The sequence below is a fragment of the Streptomyces qaidamensis genome, assembly GCF_001611795.1.
Lineage (GTDB): Bacteria > Actinomycetota > Actinomycetes > Streptomycetales > Streptomycetaceae > Streptomyces > Streptomyces qaidamensis.
This window is the reverse complement of the sequence record NZ_CP015098.1, coordinates 2,442,316-2,456,688: the sequence shown is the minus strand read 5'-3', so window position 1 is coordinate 2,456,688 and position 14,373 is coordinate 2,442,316. Positions and strand designations below refer to the sequence as shown.

Sequence of the window (14,373 nt, the reverse complement as noted above, 5' to 3'; positions counted from 1 at the left end):
GCCACTTGTCGACTTAGTGTCCTGTTCAGAAGACTCCAAGGAACAGACACACTGGTAACCCTAAACTTCAGGGTTAGGGTTCGGGTCGGCGATACGGACCGTCCCATTCGGCATCAGTCGTCGGGTCGCGGGGCGCAGGGCGCTCACGGTGATTCGGCGACACGTAACTCGAGGCGAGAGGCCTTCGACGTGGCAGCACCGCAGAACTACCTCGCAGTCATCAAAGTCATCGGTGTCGGCGGCGGTGGTGTCAATGCCATCAACCGGATGATCGAGGTCGGTCTCAAGGGCGTCGAGTTCATCGCCATCAACACCGACGCGCAAGCTCTGTTGATGAGCGACGCCGACGTCAAGCTGGACGTCGGCCGTGAACTCACCCGCGGACTCGGCGCCGGAGCCAACCCGGCCGTCGGCCGCAAGGCCGCCGAGGACCACCGCGAGGAGATCGAGGAGGTCCTCAAGGGGGCCGACATGGTCTTCGTGACAGCCGGTGAAGGCGGCGGCACCGGCACCGGCGGCGCGCCCGTCGTGGCCAACATCGCCCGCTCGCTCGGTGCCCTCACCATCGGTGTGGTCACGCGCCCGTTCACCTTCGAGGGACGGCGCCGCGCGAACCAGGCCGAGGACGGCATCGCCGAACTCCGCGAAGAGGTCGACACCCTCATCGTCATCCCGAACGACCGGCTGCTGTCCATCTCGGACCGCCAGGTCTCGGTGCTGGACGCCTTCAAGTCGGCCGACCAGGTCCTGCTCTCCGGTGTCCAGGGCATCACCGACCTCATCACCACCCCGGGCCTCATCAACCTCGACTTCGCCGACGTCAAGTCGGTCATGTCCGAGGCCGGCTCGGCCCTGATGGGCATCGGCTCGGCCCGCGGCGACGACCGCGCGGTGGCCGCTGCCGAGATGGCGATCTCCTCGCCGTTGCTGGAGGCGTCCATCGACGGCGCCCGCGGTGTCCTGCTCTCCATCTCCGGTGGTTCCGACCTCGGTCTGTTCGAGATCAACGAGGCCGCCCAGCTGGTGAGCGAGGCCGCCCACCCCGAAGCCAACATCATCTTCGGCGCGGTGATCGACGACGCCCTCGGAGACGAGGTCCGGGTCACGGTGATCGCGGCCGGCTTCGACGGCGGCCAGCCGCCCGCCAAGCGGGACAACGTCCTCGGCTCCTCCTCGGCCAAGCGCGAGGAGCCGGCCCCGGCGCGGCAGGCCGAGAGCCGTCCGTCCTTCGGATCGCTCGGCAGCGTGACCCCGAAGGAGGACCCGGAGCCCGCTCCGGAGCCGGTCAGGGACATCCCGGTCGCCCCGCCGGTCACGCCGGCGCCGCGGACCTACTCGGACAGCGCGGCCGAGGAACTGGACGTACCGGACTTCCTCAAGTGATCCTTCAGTCGTGATAGGACAGCGCGAAAGCGCGAGCGGCGCGCACTTCGGCTTCACCGACCGGTGGGGCGGGGTGAGCGCCGCTCCGTATGAGGAGCTCAACCTCGGCGGAGCGGTCGGTGACGACCCCGACGCCGTACGCACCAACCGGGACCTGGCCGCCAAGTCCCTCGGCATCGAGCCGGACCGGGTGGTCTGGATGAACCAGGTGCACGGGGCCGACGTCACGGTGGTGGACGGGCCGTGGGGATCTCCGCACCCGATCCCGTCGGTCGACGCGATCGTCACCACACGCCGGGGGCTCGCCCTCGCCGTGCTCACCGCCGACTGCGTGCCGGTGCTGCTGGCCGATCCCGTCGCCGGTGTCGCCGCCGCGGCCCACGCGGGCCGGCCCGGCATGATCGCCGGAGTGGTCCCGGCCGCGCTGCGCGCGATGGCGGACCTGGGCGCCGAGCCCTCCCGGATCGTCGCCCGCACCGGGCCCACCGTCTGCGGCCGGTGTTACGAAGTGCCCGAGGCGATGCGCGCCGAGGTGTCCGCCGTCGAGCCGGCGGCGTACGCCGAGACGAGTTGGGGCACACCGGCGGTGGACGTCAGCGCCGGAGTGCACGCCCAGCTGGAGCGGCTCGGGGTGCGCGACCGGGAGCAGTCGCCGGTGTGCACGCTGGAGTCGCGCGATCACTTCTCGTACCGCCGCGACCGCACCACCGGTCGGCTCGCGGGTTATGTGTGGCTGGACTGACAGGACATGACGGACCGTAAGGACGAACTCGCCGCGAATCTGGCGAAAGTGGATCGGCGCATCGCCGACGCGTGCGCCGCGGCGGGGCGGGCGCGCGACGAGGTGACCCTCATCGTGGTCACCAAGACCTACCCCGCTAGCGATGTGCGGATCCTCGCCGAACTCGGCGTGCGGCACGTCGCCGAGAACCGCGACCAGGACGCGGCCCCCAAGGCCGAGGCCTGCTCGGATCTGCCCCTCACCTGGCACTTCGTGGGTCAACTCCAGACCAACAAGGTGCGATCGGTGGTCGGTTACGCGGATTTCGTGCAGTCCGTCGACCGTTCCAGGCTCGTCTCCGCCCTGTCGAAGGAGGCGGTCCGGTCCGGGCGTGAACTGGGATGTCTCCTCCAGGTCGCACTCGACGCCGGTGAGAGCGGCCGGGGCGATCGGGGCGGAACCGGGCCCGGCGGAATCGGGGAGTTGGCCGATCTCGTGGCCGGGGCCCCGGGTCTCCGGCTCGACGGACTGATGACCGTAGCGCCGCTCACCGGGGAGTACGCGGGACGCGAACAGGCGGCCTTCGAGCGGCTGATGGTTTTGTCGACCGACCTGCGCCGGAGTCATCCGGCTGCCACCATGGTCTCGGCAGGGATGAGTACGGACCTCGAACAGGCCGTGGCGGCCGGAGCGACACATGTGCGCGTCGGCAGCGCGGTACTCGGAGTCCGCCCCGGGCTCGGGTAACGTCGCCAAGAAGTCGGACCACAGCAGAAAATATGGTCATTGCCGCCGAAAGGCGGATTCAAGGACCTCGTGGATCGCGGGCACTTGGCAGTCGTCAGCCGATCCACCACAGAGCGGAGGACTCAGAGCATGGCCGGCGCGATGCGCAAGATGGCGGTCTACCTCGGCCTCGTGGAGGACGATGGGTACGACGGCCGCGGATTCGACCCCGACGACGACTTCGAACCCGAACTGGACCCGGAGCCCGAGCGGGACCACCGACGGCACGAGCCGTCCCACCAGCCGCACGTCTCACATCAGCCCCAAAGGGACGAAGAGGTACGAGTCGTACAGCCGCCCGCGCCCCGCGAACCGGCCGCCCGCTCCGCTTCGCTCCCCGCGGAATCCAGCCGCCCGGCGCGCATCGCGCCCGTGGCATCCATCACACAAGAACGCGCAAATCTGGAGAAGAACGCACCGGTGATCATGCCCAAGGTCGTGTCGGAACGAGAGCCTTACCGGATCACCACGCTTCACCCACGGACCTACAACGAGGCCCGTACCATCGGGGAACACTTCCGTGAAGGCACCCCGGTGATCATGAATCTGACTGAGATGGATGACACAGATGCAAAGCGACTTGTCGACTTTGCGGCCGGTCTGGTGTTTGGTCTTCACGGCAGTATCGAGCGGGTGACGCAGAAGGTGTTCCTGTTGTCGCCTGCTAACGTCGATGTCACGGCGGAGGACAAGGCCCGCATCGCAGAGGGCGGGTTCTTCAACCAGAGCTGAGACGCACCACCGGAAACAGCAGTACCGAGCAGGGCACAGGGGAGAGGGAAGCAAGAGGTCATGAGCGTGGTTCTGGATGTCGTCTACATCGCGCTGATGTGCTTTCTCATCGTGCTCATCTTCCGGTTGGTCATGGACTATGTCTTCCAGTTCGCCCGCTCATGGCAACCCGGCAAGGCGATGGTGGTCGTTCTGGAGGCCACCTACACTGTCACTGATCCACCGCTCAAGCTTCTGCGGCGGGTCATTCCGCCGCTGCGTCTCGGGGGCGTGGCGCTCGACCTGTCCTTCTTCGTACTGATGATCATCGTCTACATCCTGATCACACTCGTGCGGAACGCGATGTGAGCGATGTGACAGATACGGTCTTGCCGACTGCCGACGACTACGTTGAGGTGAAGAGATGCCGTTGACCCCCGAGGACGTGCGGAACAAGCAGTTCACGACCGTCCGCCTCCGAGAAGGCTATGACGAGGACGAGGTCGATGCCTTCCTCGATGAGGTCGAAGCCGAACTGACCCGCCTGCTCCGGGAGAACGAGGACCTGCGCGCCAAACTGGCCGCGGCCACGCGCGCTGCTGCGCAGAACCAGCAGAACATGCGCAAGCCTCCGGAGCCGCAGCAGGATCAGCAGCAGCAACAACAGCAGCAGCAGGGTATGCGCGGTCCGGGTGGTCCTGTCCCCGCCGGCATATCGGGCCCGCCGCAGCAGCAGATGGGTGGCCCCATGGGTGGTCCGCCCCAGCTGCCGAGCGGTGCCCCGCAGCTGCCCGCCGGTCCCGGCGGTCAGGGTGGACCCCAGGGTCCCGGCCCGATGGGCCAGGGTCCCGGTCCGATGGGCCAGCCCCCGATGCAGCAGCAGATGGGCGGCCCCATGGGCGGCCCCGGCCCCATGGGCGGTCCGATGGGCGGCCCCGGTCAGCAGGGCCCCGGTGGCGACAGCGCCGCCCGTGTCCTCTCGCTGGCCCAGCAGACCGCCGACCAGGCGATCGCCGAGGCCCGTTCCGAGGCGAACAAGATCGTCGGCGAGGCGCGTTCGCGTGCCGAGGGTCTGGAGCGTGACGCCCGTGCCAAGGCCGACGCCCTGGAGCGGGACGCGCAGGAGAAGCACCGCGTCGCGATGGGCTCCCTGGAGTCCGCCCGCGCCACGCTGGAGCGCAAGGTCGAGGACCTGCGCGGCTTCGAGCGCGAGTACCGCACGCGCCTGAAGTCGTACCTGGAGTCGCAGCTGCGTCAGCTGGAGACGCAGGCCGACGACTCGCTGGCCCCGCCGCGGAGTCCGGCGGCCGCGTCCCTCCCGCCGTCCCCGGCGCCCTCCATGGCTCCGGCCGGCGCGAGCGCCCCGTCCTACGGCGGCGGCAACCCGACGATGGGCGGCGGTCCCGCCCCGGCTGCTCCGTCCTACGGCGGTCAGCAGCAGATGTCGCCGGCGATGACCCAGCCGATGGCGCCGGTACGCCCGCAGGGCCCGTCGCCGATGGGCCAGGCGCCCTCGCCCATGCGGGGCTTCCTGATCGACGAGGATGACAACTGACGGCCTGATGGCCAGTAGTACGGCCTAGACGTCGGCAGTGTTCAGGGCGGGGCCCCGGGTGTGAACCCGGGGCCCCGCCCTTTTGCCACGCGCGTTCGTGCGTACGCAACGCCGAAGGCCCGGTCCCGCCAAGATCTTTGGCAGGACCGGGGCCTTCGGTCTGTGGGTTACTCCTTGCGCAGGCGGAACGTCAGGGTGAGGCCCTCGTCCGTGAACGGGGCGCCGTAGCCGTCGTCCGCCGCGCCCTGGCCGAAGTCGGTCGCCAGCACCTCGTCGGCGATCAGGCCGGCGTGGTCGGTCAGGGCCGCCACCGTCGCCTGGTCCGTGGCCGTCCAGCGCAGCGCGATGCGGTCGGCCACGTCGAGGCCGCTGTTCTTGCGGGCCTCCTGGATCAGGCGGATCGCGTCACGGGCGAGGCCCGCGCGGCGGAGCTCCTCGGTGATCTCCAGGTCCAGGGCGACCGTCGCGCCCGAGTCGGAGGCCACCGACCAGCCTTCGCGGGGGGTTTCCGTGATGATGACCTCGTCCGGGGCCAGCGTGATGGTCTCACCGTCGACCTCGACCGACGCCGTGCCCTCGCGCAGGGCCAGCGACAGGGCGGCCGCGTCCGCGTTCGCGACGGCCTTGGCCACGTCCTGGACGCGCTTGCCGAACCGCTTGCCCAGAGCGCGGAAGTTGGCCTTCGCCGTGGTGTCGACCAGGCTGCCGCCGACCTCGCTCAGGGTCGCCAGCGACTCGACGTTCAGCTCCTCCGTGATCTGCGTGCGCAGTTCGGAGTCCAGCGTCTCGAAGCCCGTCGCCGCGATCAGCGCGCGGGACAGCGGCTGGCGCGTCTTGACGCCCGACTCCGCGCGCGTGGCACGGCCCAGCTCCACCAGGCGGCGCACCAGCACCATCTGCTTCGACAGCTCCGGGTCGATGGCGGCGAGGTCGGCCTCCGGCCAGGACGACAGGTGGACCGACTCCGGAGCGCCCGGGGTGACCGGGACGATCAGGTCCTGCCAGACCCGCTCGGTGATGAACGGGGTCAGCGGGGACATCAGCTGCGTGACCGTCTCGACGACCTCGTGCAGTGTGCGCAGCGCCGCCTTGTCGCCCTGCCAGAAACGGCGACGCGAGCGGCGCACGTACCAGTTCGACAGGTCGTCGACGAACGCGGACAGCAGCTTGCCGGCGCGCTGGGTGTCGTAGGCGTCCAGTGCCTGGGTGACCTGGTCGGTGAGGGCGTGCAGTTCGGACAGCAGCCAGCGGTCCAGGACCGGGCGGTCGGCCGGGGCCGGGTCGGCCTCGGAGGGGGCCCAGTTCGTCGTACGGGCGTAGAGGGCCTGGAAGGCGACCGTGTTCCAGTACGTCAGGAGCGTCTTGCGGACGACCTCCTGGATCGTGCCGTGGCCCACTCGCCGGGCCGCCCACGGGGAGCCGCCGGCCGCCATGAACCAGCGGACCGCGTCGGCGCCGTGCCGGTCCATGAGCGGGATCGGGTCCAGGGTGTTGCCCAGGTGCTTGGACATCTTGCGGCCGTCCTCGGCGAGGATGTGGCCGAGGCAGACGACGTTCTCGTACGAGGACTTGTCGAAGACCAGCGTGCCGACCGCCATCAGCGTGTAGAACCAGCCGCGGGTCTGGTCGATGGCCTCGCAGATGAACTGCGCCGGGTAGCGGGCCTCGAACAGCTCCTTGTTCTTGTACGGGTAGCCCCACTGCGCGAACGGCATCGAACCCGAGTCGTACCAGGCGTCGATCACCTCGGGCACGCGCGTGGCCGTCTTGCCGCAGCCGCCCTGCGGGCAGGCGAAGGTGACGTCGTCGATGAACGGGCGGTGCGGGTCCAGGCCCGACTGGTCCGTGCCGGTCAGCTCGGACAGCTCCGCGAGGGATCCGGCGCAGGTGAGGTGGTCGTCCTCGCAGCGCCAGATCGGCAGCGGGGTGCCCCAGTAGCGGTTGCGGGACAGGGCCCAGTCGATGTTGTTGTTCAGCCAGTCGCCGTACCGGCCGTTCTTGACCGTGTCCGGGAACCAGTTGGTGCCCTCGTTCTCGGCGAGGAGACGGTCCTTGACCTCCGTGGTGCGGATGTACCAGGAGGGCTGCGCGTAGTAGAGCAGCGCGGTGTGGCAGCGCCAGCAGTGCGGGTAGCTGTGCTCGTACGGGATGTGCTGGAAGAGCAGGCCGCGGCTGCCGAGGTCCTCGGTGAGCTTCTCGTCGGCCTTCTTGAAGAAGACGCCGCCGACGAGCGGGACGTCCTCCTCGAAGGTGCCGTCCGGGCGGACCGGGTTCACGACCGGCAGGCCGTAGGCGCGGCAGACCTTGAGGTCGTCCTCACCGAAGGCGGGGGACTGGTGGACCAGACCCGTGCCGTCCTCGGTGGTGACGTACTCGGCATTGACGACGAAGTGGGCCGGCTCCGGGAACTCCACCAGCTCGAAGGGGCGCTGGTAGGTCCAGCGCTCCATCTCGGCACCCGTGAAGGACTGGCCGGTGGTCTCCCAGCCCTCGCCGAGGGCCTTGGCGAGGAGCGGCTCGGCGACGACGAGCTTCTCCTCGCCGTTCGTCGCGACGACGTAGGTGACCTCGGGGTGCGCGGCGACGGCGGTGTTGGACACCAGGGTCCAGGGGGTCGTCGTCCACACCAGGAGCGCGGCCTCGCCGGCCAGCGGGCCGGAGGTGAGCGGGAAGCGGACGAAGACCGACGGGTCGACGACCGTCTCGTAGCCCTGCGCCAGCTCGTGGTCGGACAGGCCCGTGCCGCAGCGGGGGCACCAGGGGGCGACACGGTGGTCCTGGACGAGCAGGCCCTTGTTGAAGATCTCCTTCAGCGACCACCAGACCGACTCGATGTACTCGGGGTCCATCGTGCGGTACGGGTCCTGGAGGTCGGTCCAGTAGCCCATGCGGGTCGTGAGCGCCTCGAAGGCGTCCGTGTGCCGGGTCACCGACTCGCGGCACTTCTCGTTGAACTCCGCGATGCCGTACGCCTCGATGTCCTGCTTGCCGGAGAAGCCGAGCTCCTTCTCGACGGCGAGCTCCACCGGGAGGCCGTGGCAGTCCCAGCCGGCCTTGCGGGCGACGTGGTAACCGCGCATGGTGCGGAAGCGGGGGAAGACGTCCTTGAAGACGCGGGCCTCGATGTGGTGGGCACCCGGCATGCCGTTGGCGGTGGGCGGGCCCTCGTAGAACACCCATTCGGGGCGGCCCTCGGACTGCTCCAGGGTCTTGGCGAAGATCTTCTGCTCGCGCCAGAAGTCGAGCACGGCGTGCTCGAGGGCGGGCAGGTCGACCTGGGCGGGCACCTGGTGGTACGTCGGCGATGTCATCAGCGGGCTTCCTCCGGCGGACTTGCTGCCTTCCGTCCGGAGGGACGAGAGCTACGTCTGCCTGCGCCGCCTTCGGCGCGCTCCCGCGGTACCACCCTCCTTGGCCCTCCGGCACGGGGTGTGCGCCGGTGAGCCCCCTCATTGGGGTCGCGATACCGGTTCTACTGGCCGTCGCTCGCTGGCTCCGGCGTTCTTCCGGCGGCTCCGGGGTGATCTTCACGTCGCGCTCGCCCCCGGGCTCACACCGTCCCCGGGTCGCTCTGGGCTGCGTACGCCGCTACTCGTCCCCATCCACGCCTTTTCGCTCCGCCCAGTGTACGGCGCCGCGCGCACGGCGGCCGACCGGTTTTCCGGGCGCCGGGCCGGGCGGGGACCCGGCGGGCGCCGGGCGGGGGCCGGGCGGGGGCGGGCGGGGTGCGAAATGGGTTTGATAACCCCAATGGGGTGGTATAGGTGTTCGGATCCTGGGACGTCCGGCTCGGCGGATTACCGGGCGGGGAGCTGGGCACAACGGATGCAGGTTCGCCGCGGCGTGCGCGAGGCGGGCGAATCAGGCGGTGTGCCCCGTTGCCGCGGGACTCGAGTCGATTTATCGTCCCAGCACGATTCGCGAGCAAGATCACAATATGTGAAGGGGCCGCGGCCATGGTGGCGAAGAAGACCGCCGTACAGCAGCCGGCGTCCGGCAGGTCCGCGGAGGCCTCCGGCGGCGCGGCCAAGGACGTGGGCGGGAAGAAGTCCATGCAGGGGGGCTCGGCGCGGCGGGCGGCGAAGGAGGGCCGTGGGAAGGCGGCCGGGGTCACGTCATCCGGGGCCAGGTCGTCCGAGGCCGAATCGTCCGGGCCTGAGCCGCCAGGCGCCGAGCCGCCCGGCGCTGAGGTGACCAGGGGCGAGCAGAGCGCTACCCAGGCGGCATCGGCCGGAACGGCCGGTCGGAAGAGGGCCGCGGCCAAGGCATCGGCGGATACGGCACGGGCCGGGGCACCGGCGGAGAGGGCATCGGCCACGGCACCGGCCGGGAAGGCGCGGGGCAAGGCGGCGGCGGACGCCAAGGCGTCGGCGCACGGGGCGTCGGCCAAGGCGTCGGCGCACGGGGCATCGGCCAAGGCGTCGGCGCACGGGGCATCGGCCGGGGCGCCGGCGGAGAGGGCACCGGCTGAGAAGGCGGCAGGAAGGAAGCCGGCGGGGAAGAAGGCGGCCGTGAGGAAGACCGCCTCGGCCGAGAAGGCCACCGCCAGGAAGACCGCCCCGACCCGAAAGACCACTGCCCGGAAGACCGCCCCGGCCGAGAAGACCGCCGCCGGTAAGACCGCCCCGGCCGAGAAGGCCGCCGTCGGGAAGGCGGCGGGCAGGGCGGGGAGCAAGGCGGTGGGCGTCGAGAAGGCCGCCGCCAAGAAGGCCCCGGCCCGGAAGGTCGCCGGAGGCAAGAGCACCACCACCAGGAGCGCGGCCGGGAAGGGCGCTGCCCGGACCGGCGCGGTCACACAGGACACGGCCGCGAGCAGCACGGCCAAGAAGGCGGGTGCGGCCGAGGCCGCGCAGCAGACGGGAGCGACGACGGTGGTTGCGAAGAAGACTCCTGGCACGGCCACGGCGGCGAAGACCGCCGTACCGAAGGCACGCGTCGCCGCGGCGGATCCCGGTGAGCTCGCGGTCCGCCCGGGCGAGGACCCCTGGACGGTGGAGGAGGTCGAGGAGGCGCGGTCCGAGCTGACGTCCGAGGAGACCCGGCTGCGCGAGGAGATCTCCTCGTCGGAGCGCTCGCTCGCCGGTCTGATGCGGGACTCCGGGGACGGCGCGGGCGACGACCAGGCGGACACCGGCACCAAGAACATCACCCGCGAGCACGAGCTGGCCCTGGCCGCCAACGCGCGCGAGATGCTCCTCCAGACCGAGCGCGCCCTGGAACGCCTGCACGCGGGCACCTACGGCCTGTGCGAGAACTGCGGCAACGCGATCGGCAAGGCCCGCATGCAGGCCTTCCCCCGGGCCACACTCTGCGTGGAGTGCAAGCAGAAGCAGGAGCGCCGGTACTGACCGGCCGCCGAATGCCTCCTGAGCACGTGCGACGTATGGGGTGTGCCGTACCCTCGTCCTCAGTCAGGCACCTAGGTTGAGGGACTCACGTGGCAGAGGCGGAGCGCATCATCGGTACGCCGGACACACCGGACGCGGCCGGGGGCGGCAAGGAACGGCCCGACTCGGAGGGCACTCCGCCCGACGAGTCCGGCGCCGGGCGGCCCCGGGGCCGGCGCCGGATCGCGGTGCTGTTCGCCGTCGCCTCGTTCGCGTACGCCCTCGACCTGATCAGCAAGCTGATCGTGGTGGCCAAGCTGGAGCACCACCCGCCCATCGAGATCATCGGGGACTGGCTGAAGTTCGAGGCGATCCGCAACGCGGGCGCGGCCTTCGGCTTCGGCGAGGCCTTCACCGTGATCTTCACCATGATCGCGGCGGCGGTGATCGTGGTGATCGCCCGCCTCGCCCGCAAGCTCTACAGCCTGCCCTGGGCGATCGCGCTCGGCCTGCTGCTCGGCGGTGCGCTGGGCAACCTCACCGACCGGATCTTCCGGGCGCCGGGCGTCTTCGAGGGCGCGGTCGTGGACTTCATCGCGCCCAAGCACTTCGCCGTCTTCAACCTGGCCGACTCGGCGATCGTGTGCGGCGGCATCCTGATCGTGCTGCTGTCGTTCAAGGGCCTCGACCCGGACGGGACCGTCCACAAGGACTGAGCGCGCGTACGGCCCTGTCGGAGCCGTCCGGCATACTCGACGGGTGAGCACGCTTCCCGAGATCCGTACCCTGCCCGTGCCCGACGGCCTGGAGGGCGAGCGCGTCGACGCCGCCATCTCCCGCATGTTCGGCTTCTCCCGTACCAAGGCGGCCGAGCTCGCCGCCGCGGGGAAGGTCACGGTCGACGGGTCGGTGGTCGGCAAGTCGGAGCGCGTGCACGGCGGCGCCTGGCTGGAGGTCGAGATGCCGCAGGCGCCCGCGCCGGTGCAGGTCGTCGCCGAGCCGGTCGAGGGCATGGAGATCGTGCACGACGACGATGACGTGGTCGTGATCGTCAAGCCGGTCGGCGTGGCCGCGCACCCCTCGCCGGGCTGGTCCGGGCCGACCGTCATCGGGGGCCTGGCCGCCGCCGGGTACCGGATCTCCACGTCCGGCGCCGCCGAGCGCCAGGGCATCGTGCACCGGCTCGACGTGGGCACCTCGGGCCTCATGGTGGTCGCCAAGTCGGAGCGTGCCTACACGTCGCTGAAGCGCCAGTTCAAGGAGCGCACGGTCGACAAGCGGTACCACACGCTCGTCCAGGGCCACCCCGACCCGACCAGCGGCACCATCGACGCGCCCATCGGCCGGCACCCCCAGCACGACTACAAATGGGCGGTCACGGCCGAGGGCAAGCCGTCCGTCACGCACTACGACCTCATCGAGGCGTTCCGCGCGGCCTCCCTGCTCGACGTGAAGCTGGAGACCGGCCGCACGCACCAGATCCGCGTCCACATGGCCGCCCACCGGCACCCCTGTGTCGGCGACCTCACCTATGGCGCCGACCCGACGCTCGCCAAGCGTCTGGGCCTGACCCGCCAGTGGCTGCACGCGGTGCGGCTCGGCTTCGAGCACCCCGGGGACGGGCAGTGGGCGGAGTTCTCCTGTGACTACCCGGAGGACCTGGACAAGGCCCTGGAGCAGGTCCGCGAGGAGACGTACGCGTGAGCACCCCGTACGTGGTGCGGGTCGCCGAGGACCCGGCCGACCGTGAGGCGTGCTTCGCGGTGCGCAAGGAGGTCTTCGTCGGCGAGCAGGGCGTACCGGAGGACCTGGAGTACGACGCCTACGACGCCGGCGCGGTCCATGTGCTGGCGGTCCGGGAGGACGGTGTGCCGCTCGGGACGGGGCGGCTGCTGCACGGGGAGGCGGCCGTGGCGCAGACCGGCGCCGGCCCGTCCGTGGGCGCCCTCGGCCGGCTCGCCGTGAGGGGATCCGCACGCGGGCTCGGCGTCGGTGCCGCCCTGGTGCGGGCCATCGAGGACGCGGCCCGCGCGCGGGGACTCACGGCCGTGGACCTGCACGCGCAGACGCACGCGCTCGGCTTCTACGCGCGGCTCGGCTACGAGCCGTACGGGCCCGAGTACTTGGAGGCGGGCATTCCGCACCAGGGGATGCGGCGTTCGCTCTAGCTCCTCGTGCCGGGTGCCGAAACGGTTTGTCCCGGGAGTTGCGTGGCAGGCTTGAGGTCAGTCGTGTGAACGTCTGACCTCCCGGAGCGCTGACCGTGGATCAGTTGGCCCTGCTGTTCGTACTGCTGCTCGGGGCCGTGATCAGTGTCCCTGTGGGCGACCGGTTCAAGGTGCCCGCGCCGGTGCTGATGACGCTCCTGGGGATAGTCCTCGCGCTGCTGCCGTTCGTGCCGAACGTCGAGATCGCGCCGGACCTGATCCTGCCGCTGCTGCTGCCGCCCCTGCTGTACGCCGCCGTGCGGCGCACGTCCTGGCGGCAGTTCGCGGCCAACAGGAGGCCGATCTTCCTGCTGGCCGTGGCGCTGGTGTTCGTCACCATGGCGTGCGTGGCCGCCGTCGCCGACGCGATCGTGCCGGGGCTGCCGCTCGCCGCGGCCTTCGCACTGGGCGCGCTGGTGGCGCCGCCGGACCCGGTCGCGGCGACCGCGGTGGCCGGGCAGCTGGGACTGCCGCGCCGGCTGGTGTCGATCCTGGAGGGCGAGGGTCTGTTCAACGACGTGACGGCCATCGTCCTCTACCACGTGGCGATCGCCGCCGCCGTCAGCGGGACGTTCTCGCCCTGGAAGGCCGGGCTCGATCTGGTGCTGTCGGCCGTGGTGGCGGTGGCCGTGGGCCTCGCGCTGGGCTGGGGCGCGAACAAGCTGATGGAAGTGCTCGGCGATGCCACCCTGCAGGTCGGGCTGACCCTGCTGGTGCCGTACGCCTCGTACGTCATGGCCGAGGAGCTGCACGGGTCCGGCGTGCTCGCTGTGCTCACCACCGCGCTGTTCCTCGCGGAGTACGGCTCCGACGCCGACGACGTCATGACGCGGCTGGCCGGGCACACGTTCTGGAACATCGTCGACACGCTCGTCACCGGCGTGGCGTTCGGGCTGGTCGGTCTGGAGCTGCACAACGCGATCCAGACGGCGTCCGGCCGGTGGGGCGAGCTGCTCGGCTGGGCGGCGGTGGTCGTCTGCGTGGTCGTGTTCGCCCGGCTGCTGTGGCTGTTGCCGGCGACCTGGCTGACCAAACGGCTGCACGCGCGGCGGGACTACGACGAGGACATCCCGGTGAGCTGGCGCGAGACCGTGGTGATGTGGTGGTCGGGGATGCGCGGGGTGGCCTCGGTCGCGCTGGTGCTGGCCATTCCGCTGGAGACCGACACGGGCGCGCCGTTCCCCAGCCGGGACGAGATCATCTTCATCGCGTTCGGGGTGATCATGGCGACGCTGGTGCTGCAGGGCATGACGCTGCCGTGGCTGGTGCGGTGGCTCGGGGTGAAGGCCGACACGGACAAGGAGAAGGAGCTCGCGAAGGAGCTCGCGATCCGCGCGGCCAAGGCGGCGAAGCAGCGGCTGCGGGAGATCGAGGGGACCGAGGACCTGCCGGAGGAACTGTCCGAGCAGATGCTGCGGCGGGCCTACGACATCGGGGTGCGGATCAGTCCCGAACTGGCCGAGGACGAGCGGCGGGAGGCCTACCGGGAGGGGGCCCGGCGGGTGAAGCGGGTGCGGCGGATCCAGCAGGAGATGCTGAGCGCCGCGCGGCACGAGGTACTGGCGGCGCGCAGCGAACCCGGGGCGGATCCCGAGGTGGTCGACCGGGTCCTGCGGCACCTCGACGTCCGTAGCCTGCGGTGAGTCACCGGCGACCGCGGCCGCGGGTTTGACGGCGGGCGGC

12 protein-coding genes are annotated in these 14,373 nt (G+C 70.7%); 11 read left to right on the top strand and 1 reads right to left on the bottom strand.

Annotation, left to right across the window (positions count from 1 at the left end):
• The first annotated feature begins 189 nt into the window (after positions 1–189).
• The 6 genes from ftsZ to A4E84_RS10725 all read left to right on the top strand — a co-directional run bounded on the left by ftsZ (position 190) and on the right by A4E84_RS10725 (position 5,156).
• A complete protein-coding gene (ftsZ, locus tag A4E84_RS10750; RefSeq protein WP_062926341.1) occupies positions 190–1,383 on the top strand; it encodes a cell division protein FtsZ in 1,194 nt (397 codons plus the stop codon).
• A gap of 10 nt (positions 1,384–1,393) precedes the next feature.
• A complete protein-coding gene (gene pgeF / locus A4E84_RS10745) occupies positions 1,394–2,125 on the top strand; it encodes a peptidoglycan editing factor PgeF (protein WP_062926340.1) in 732 nt (243 codons plus the stop codon).
• Between the two features lie 6 nt (positions 2,126–2,131).
• Positions 2,132–2,851 (top strand): YggS family pyridoxal phosphate-dependent enzyme, encoded by a 720-nt coding sequence (locus A4E84_RS10740; RefSeq protein ID WP_062926339.1) that lies wholly within the window; start codon positions 2,132–2,134, stop codon positions 2,849–2,851.
• 129 nt (positions 2,852–2,980) lie between these two features.
• On the top strand, positions 2,981–3,622 hold the full coding sequence (locus A4E84_RS10735; protein ID WP_062926338.1) for a cell division protein SepF: 642 nt from the start codon (positions 2,981–2,983) through the stop codon (positions 3,620–3,622).
• Positions 3,623–3,682: 60 nt separating this feature from the next.
• Entirely contained in the window at positions 3,683–3,970 is a 288-nt protein-coding gene (locus tag A4E84_RS10730) for a YggT family protein (protein ID WP_062926337.1), read from the top strand.
• A gap of 55 nt (positions 3,971–4,025) precedes the next feature.
• Complete coding sequence (locus A4E84_RS10725) at positions 4,026–5,156, top strand: DivIVA domain-containing protein (protein ID WP_062926336.1); 1,131 nt, start codon at positions 4,026–4,028, stop codon at positions 5,154–5,156.
• A gap of 167 nt (positions 5,157–5,323) precedes the next feature.
• Here A4E84_RS10725 and ileS read toward each other — a convergent pair whose 3' ends face one another.
• Complete coding sequence (gene ileS, locus A4E84_RS10720) at positions 5,324–8,467, bottom strand: isoleucine--tRNA ligase (RefSeq protein WP_062926335.1); 3,144 nt, start codon at positions 8,465–8,467, stop codon at positions 5,324–5,326.
• A gap of 645 nt (positions 8,468–9,112) precedes the next feature.
• Between ileS and A4E84_RS10715 the strand changes: the two genes are divergently transcribed.
• The 5 genes from A4E84_RS10715 (at position 9,113) to A4E84_RS10695 (ending at position 14,333) form a co-directional block, all read left to right on the top strand.
• Positions 9,113–10,504 carry a TraR/DksA family transcriptional regulator gene (locus tag A4E84_RS10715; RefSeq protein ID WP_174569418.1) on the top strand — a complete coding sequence of 464 codons (1,392 nt, stop codon included), beginning with the start codon at positions 9,113–9,115 and terminating at the stop codon, positions 10,502–10,504.
• 89 nt (positions 10,505–10,593) lie between these two features.
• Positions 10,594–11,199 (top strand): signal peptidase II, encoded by a 606-nt coding sequence (lspA, locus tag A4E84_RS10710; protein WP_062926334.1) that lies wholly within the window; start codon positions 10,594–10,596, stop codon positions 11,197–11,199.
• 43 nt (positions 11,200–11,242) lie between these two features.
• Positions 11,243–12,187: an RluA family pseudouridine synthase gene (locus A4E84_RS10705; RefSeq protein ID WP_062926333.1), complete on the top strand. Its 945-nt coding sequence runs from the start codon at positions 11,243–11,245 to the stop codon at positions 12,185–12,187.
• A complete protein-coding gene (locus tag A4E84_RS10700) occupies positions 12,184–12,651 on the top strand; it encodes a GNAT family N-acetyltransferase (protein WP_062926332.1) in 468 nt (155 codons plus the stop codon). The genes A4E84_RS10705 and A4E84_RS10700 overlap by 4 nt, the downstream gene beginning before the upstream one ends.
• Before the next feature lie 95 nt (positions 12,652–12,746).
• On the top strand, positions 12,747–14,333 hold the full coding sequence (locus A4E84_RS10695; protein WP_062926331.1) for a Na+/H+ antiporter: 1,587 nt from the start codon (positions 12,747–12,749) through the stop codon (positions 14,331–14,333).
• Positions 14,334–14,373 lie beyond the last annotated feature (40 nt).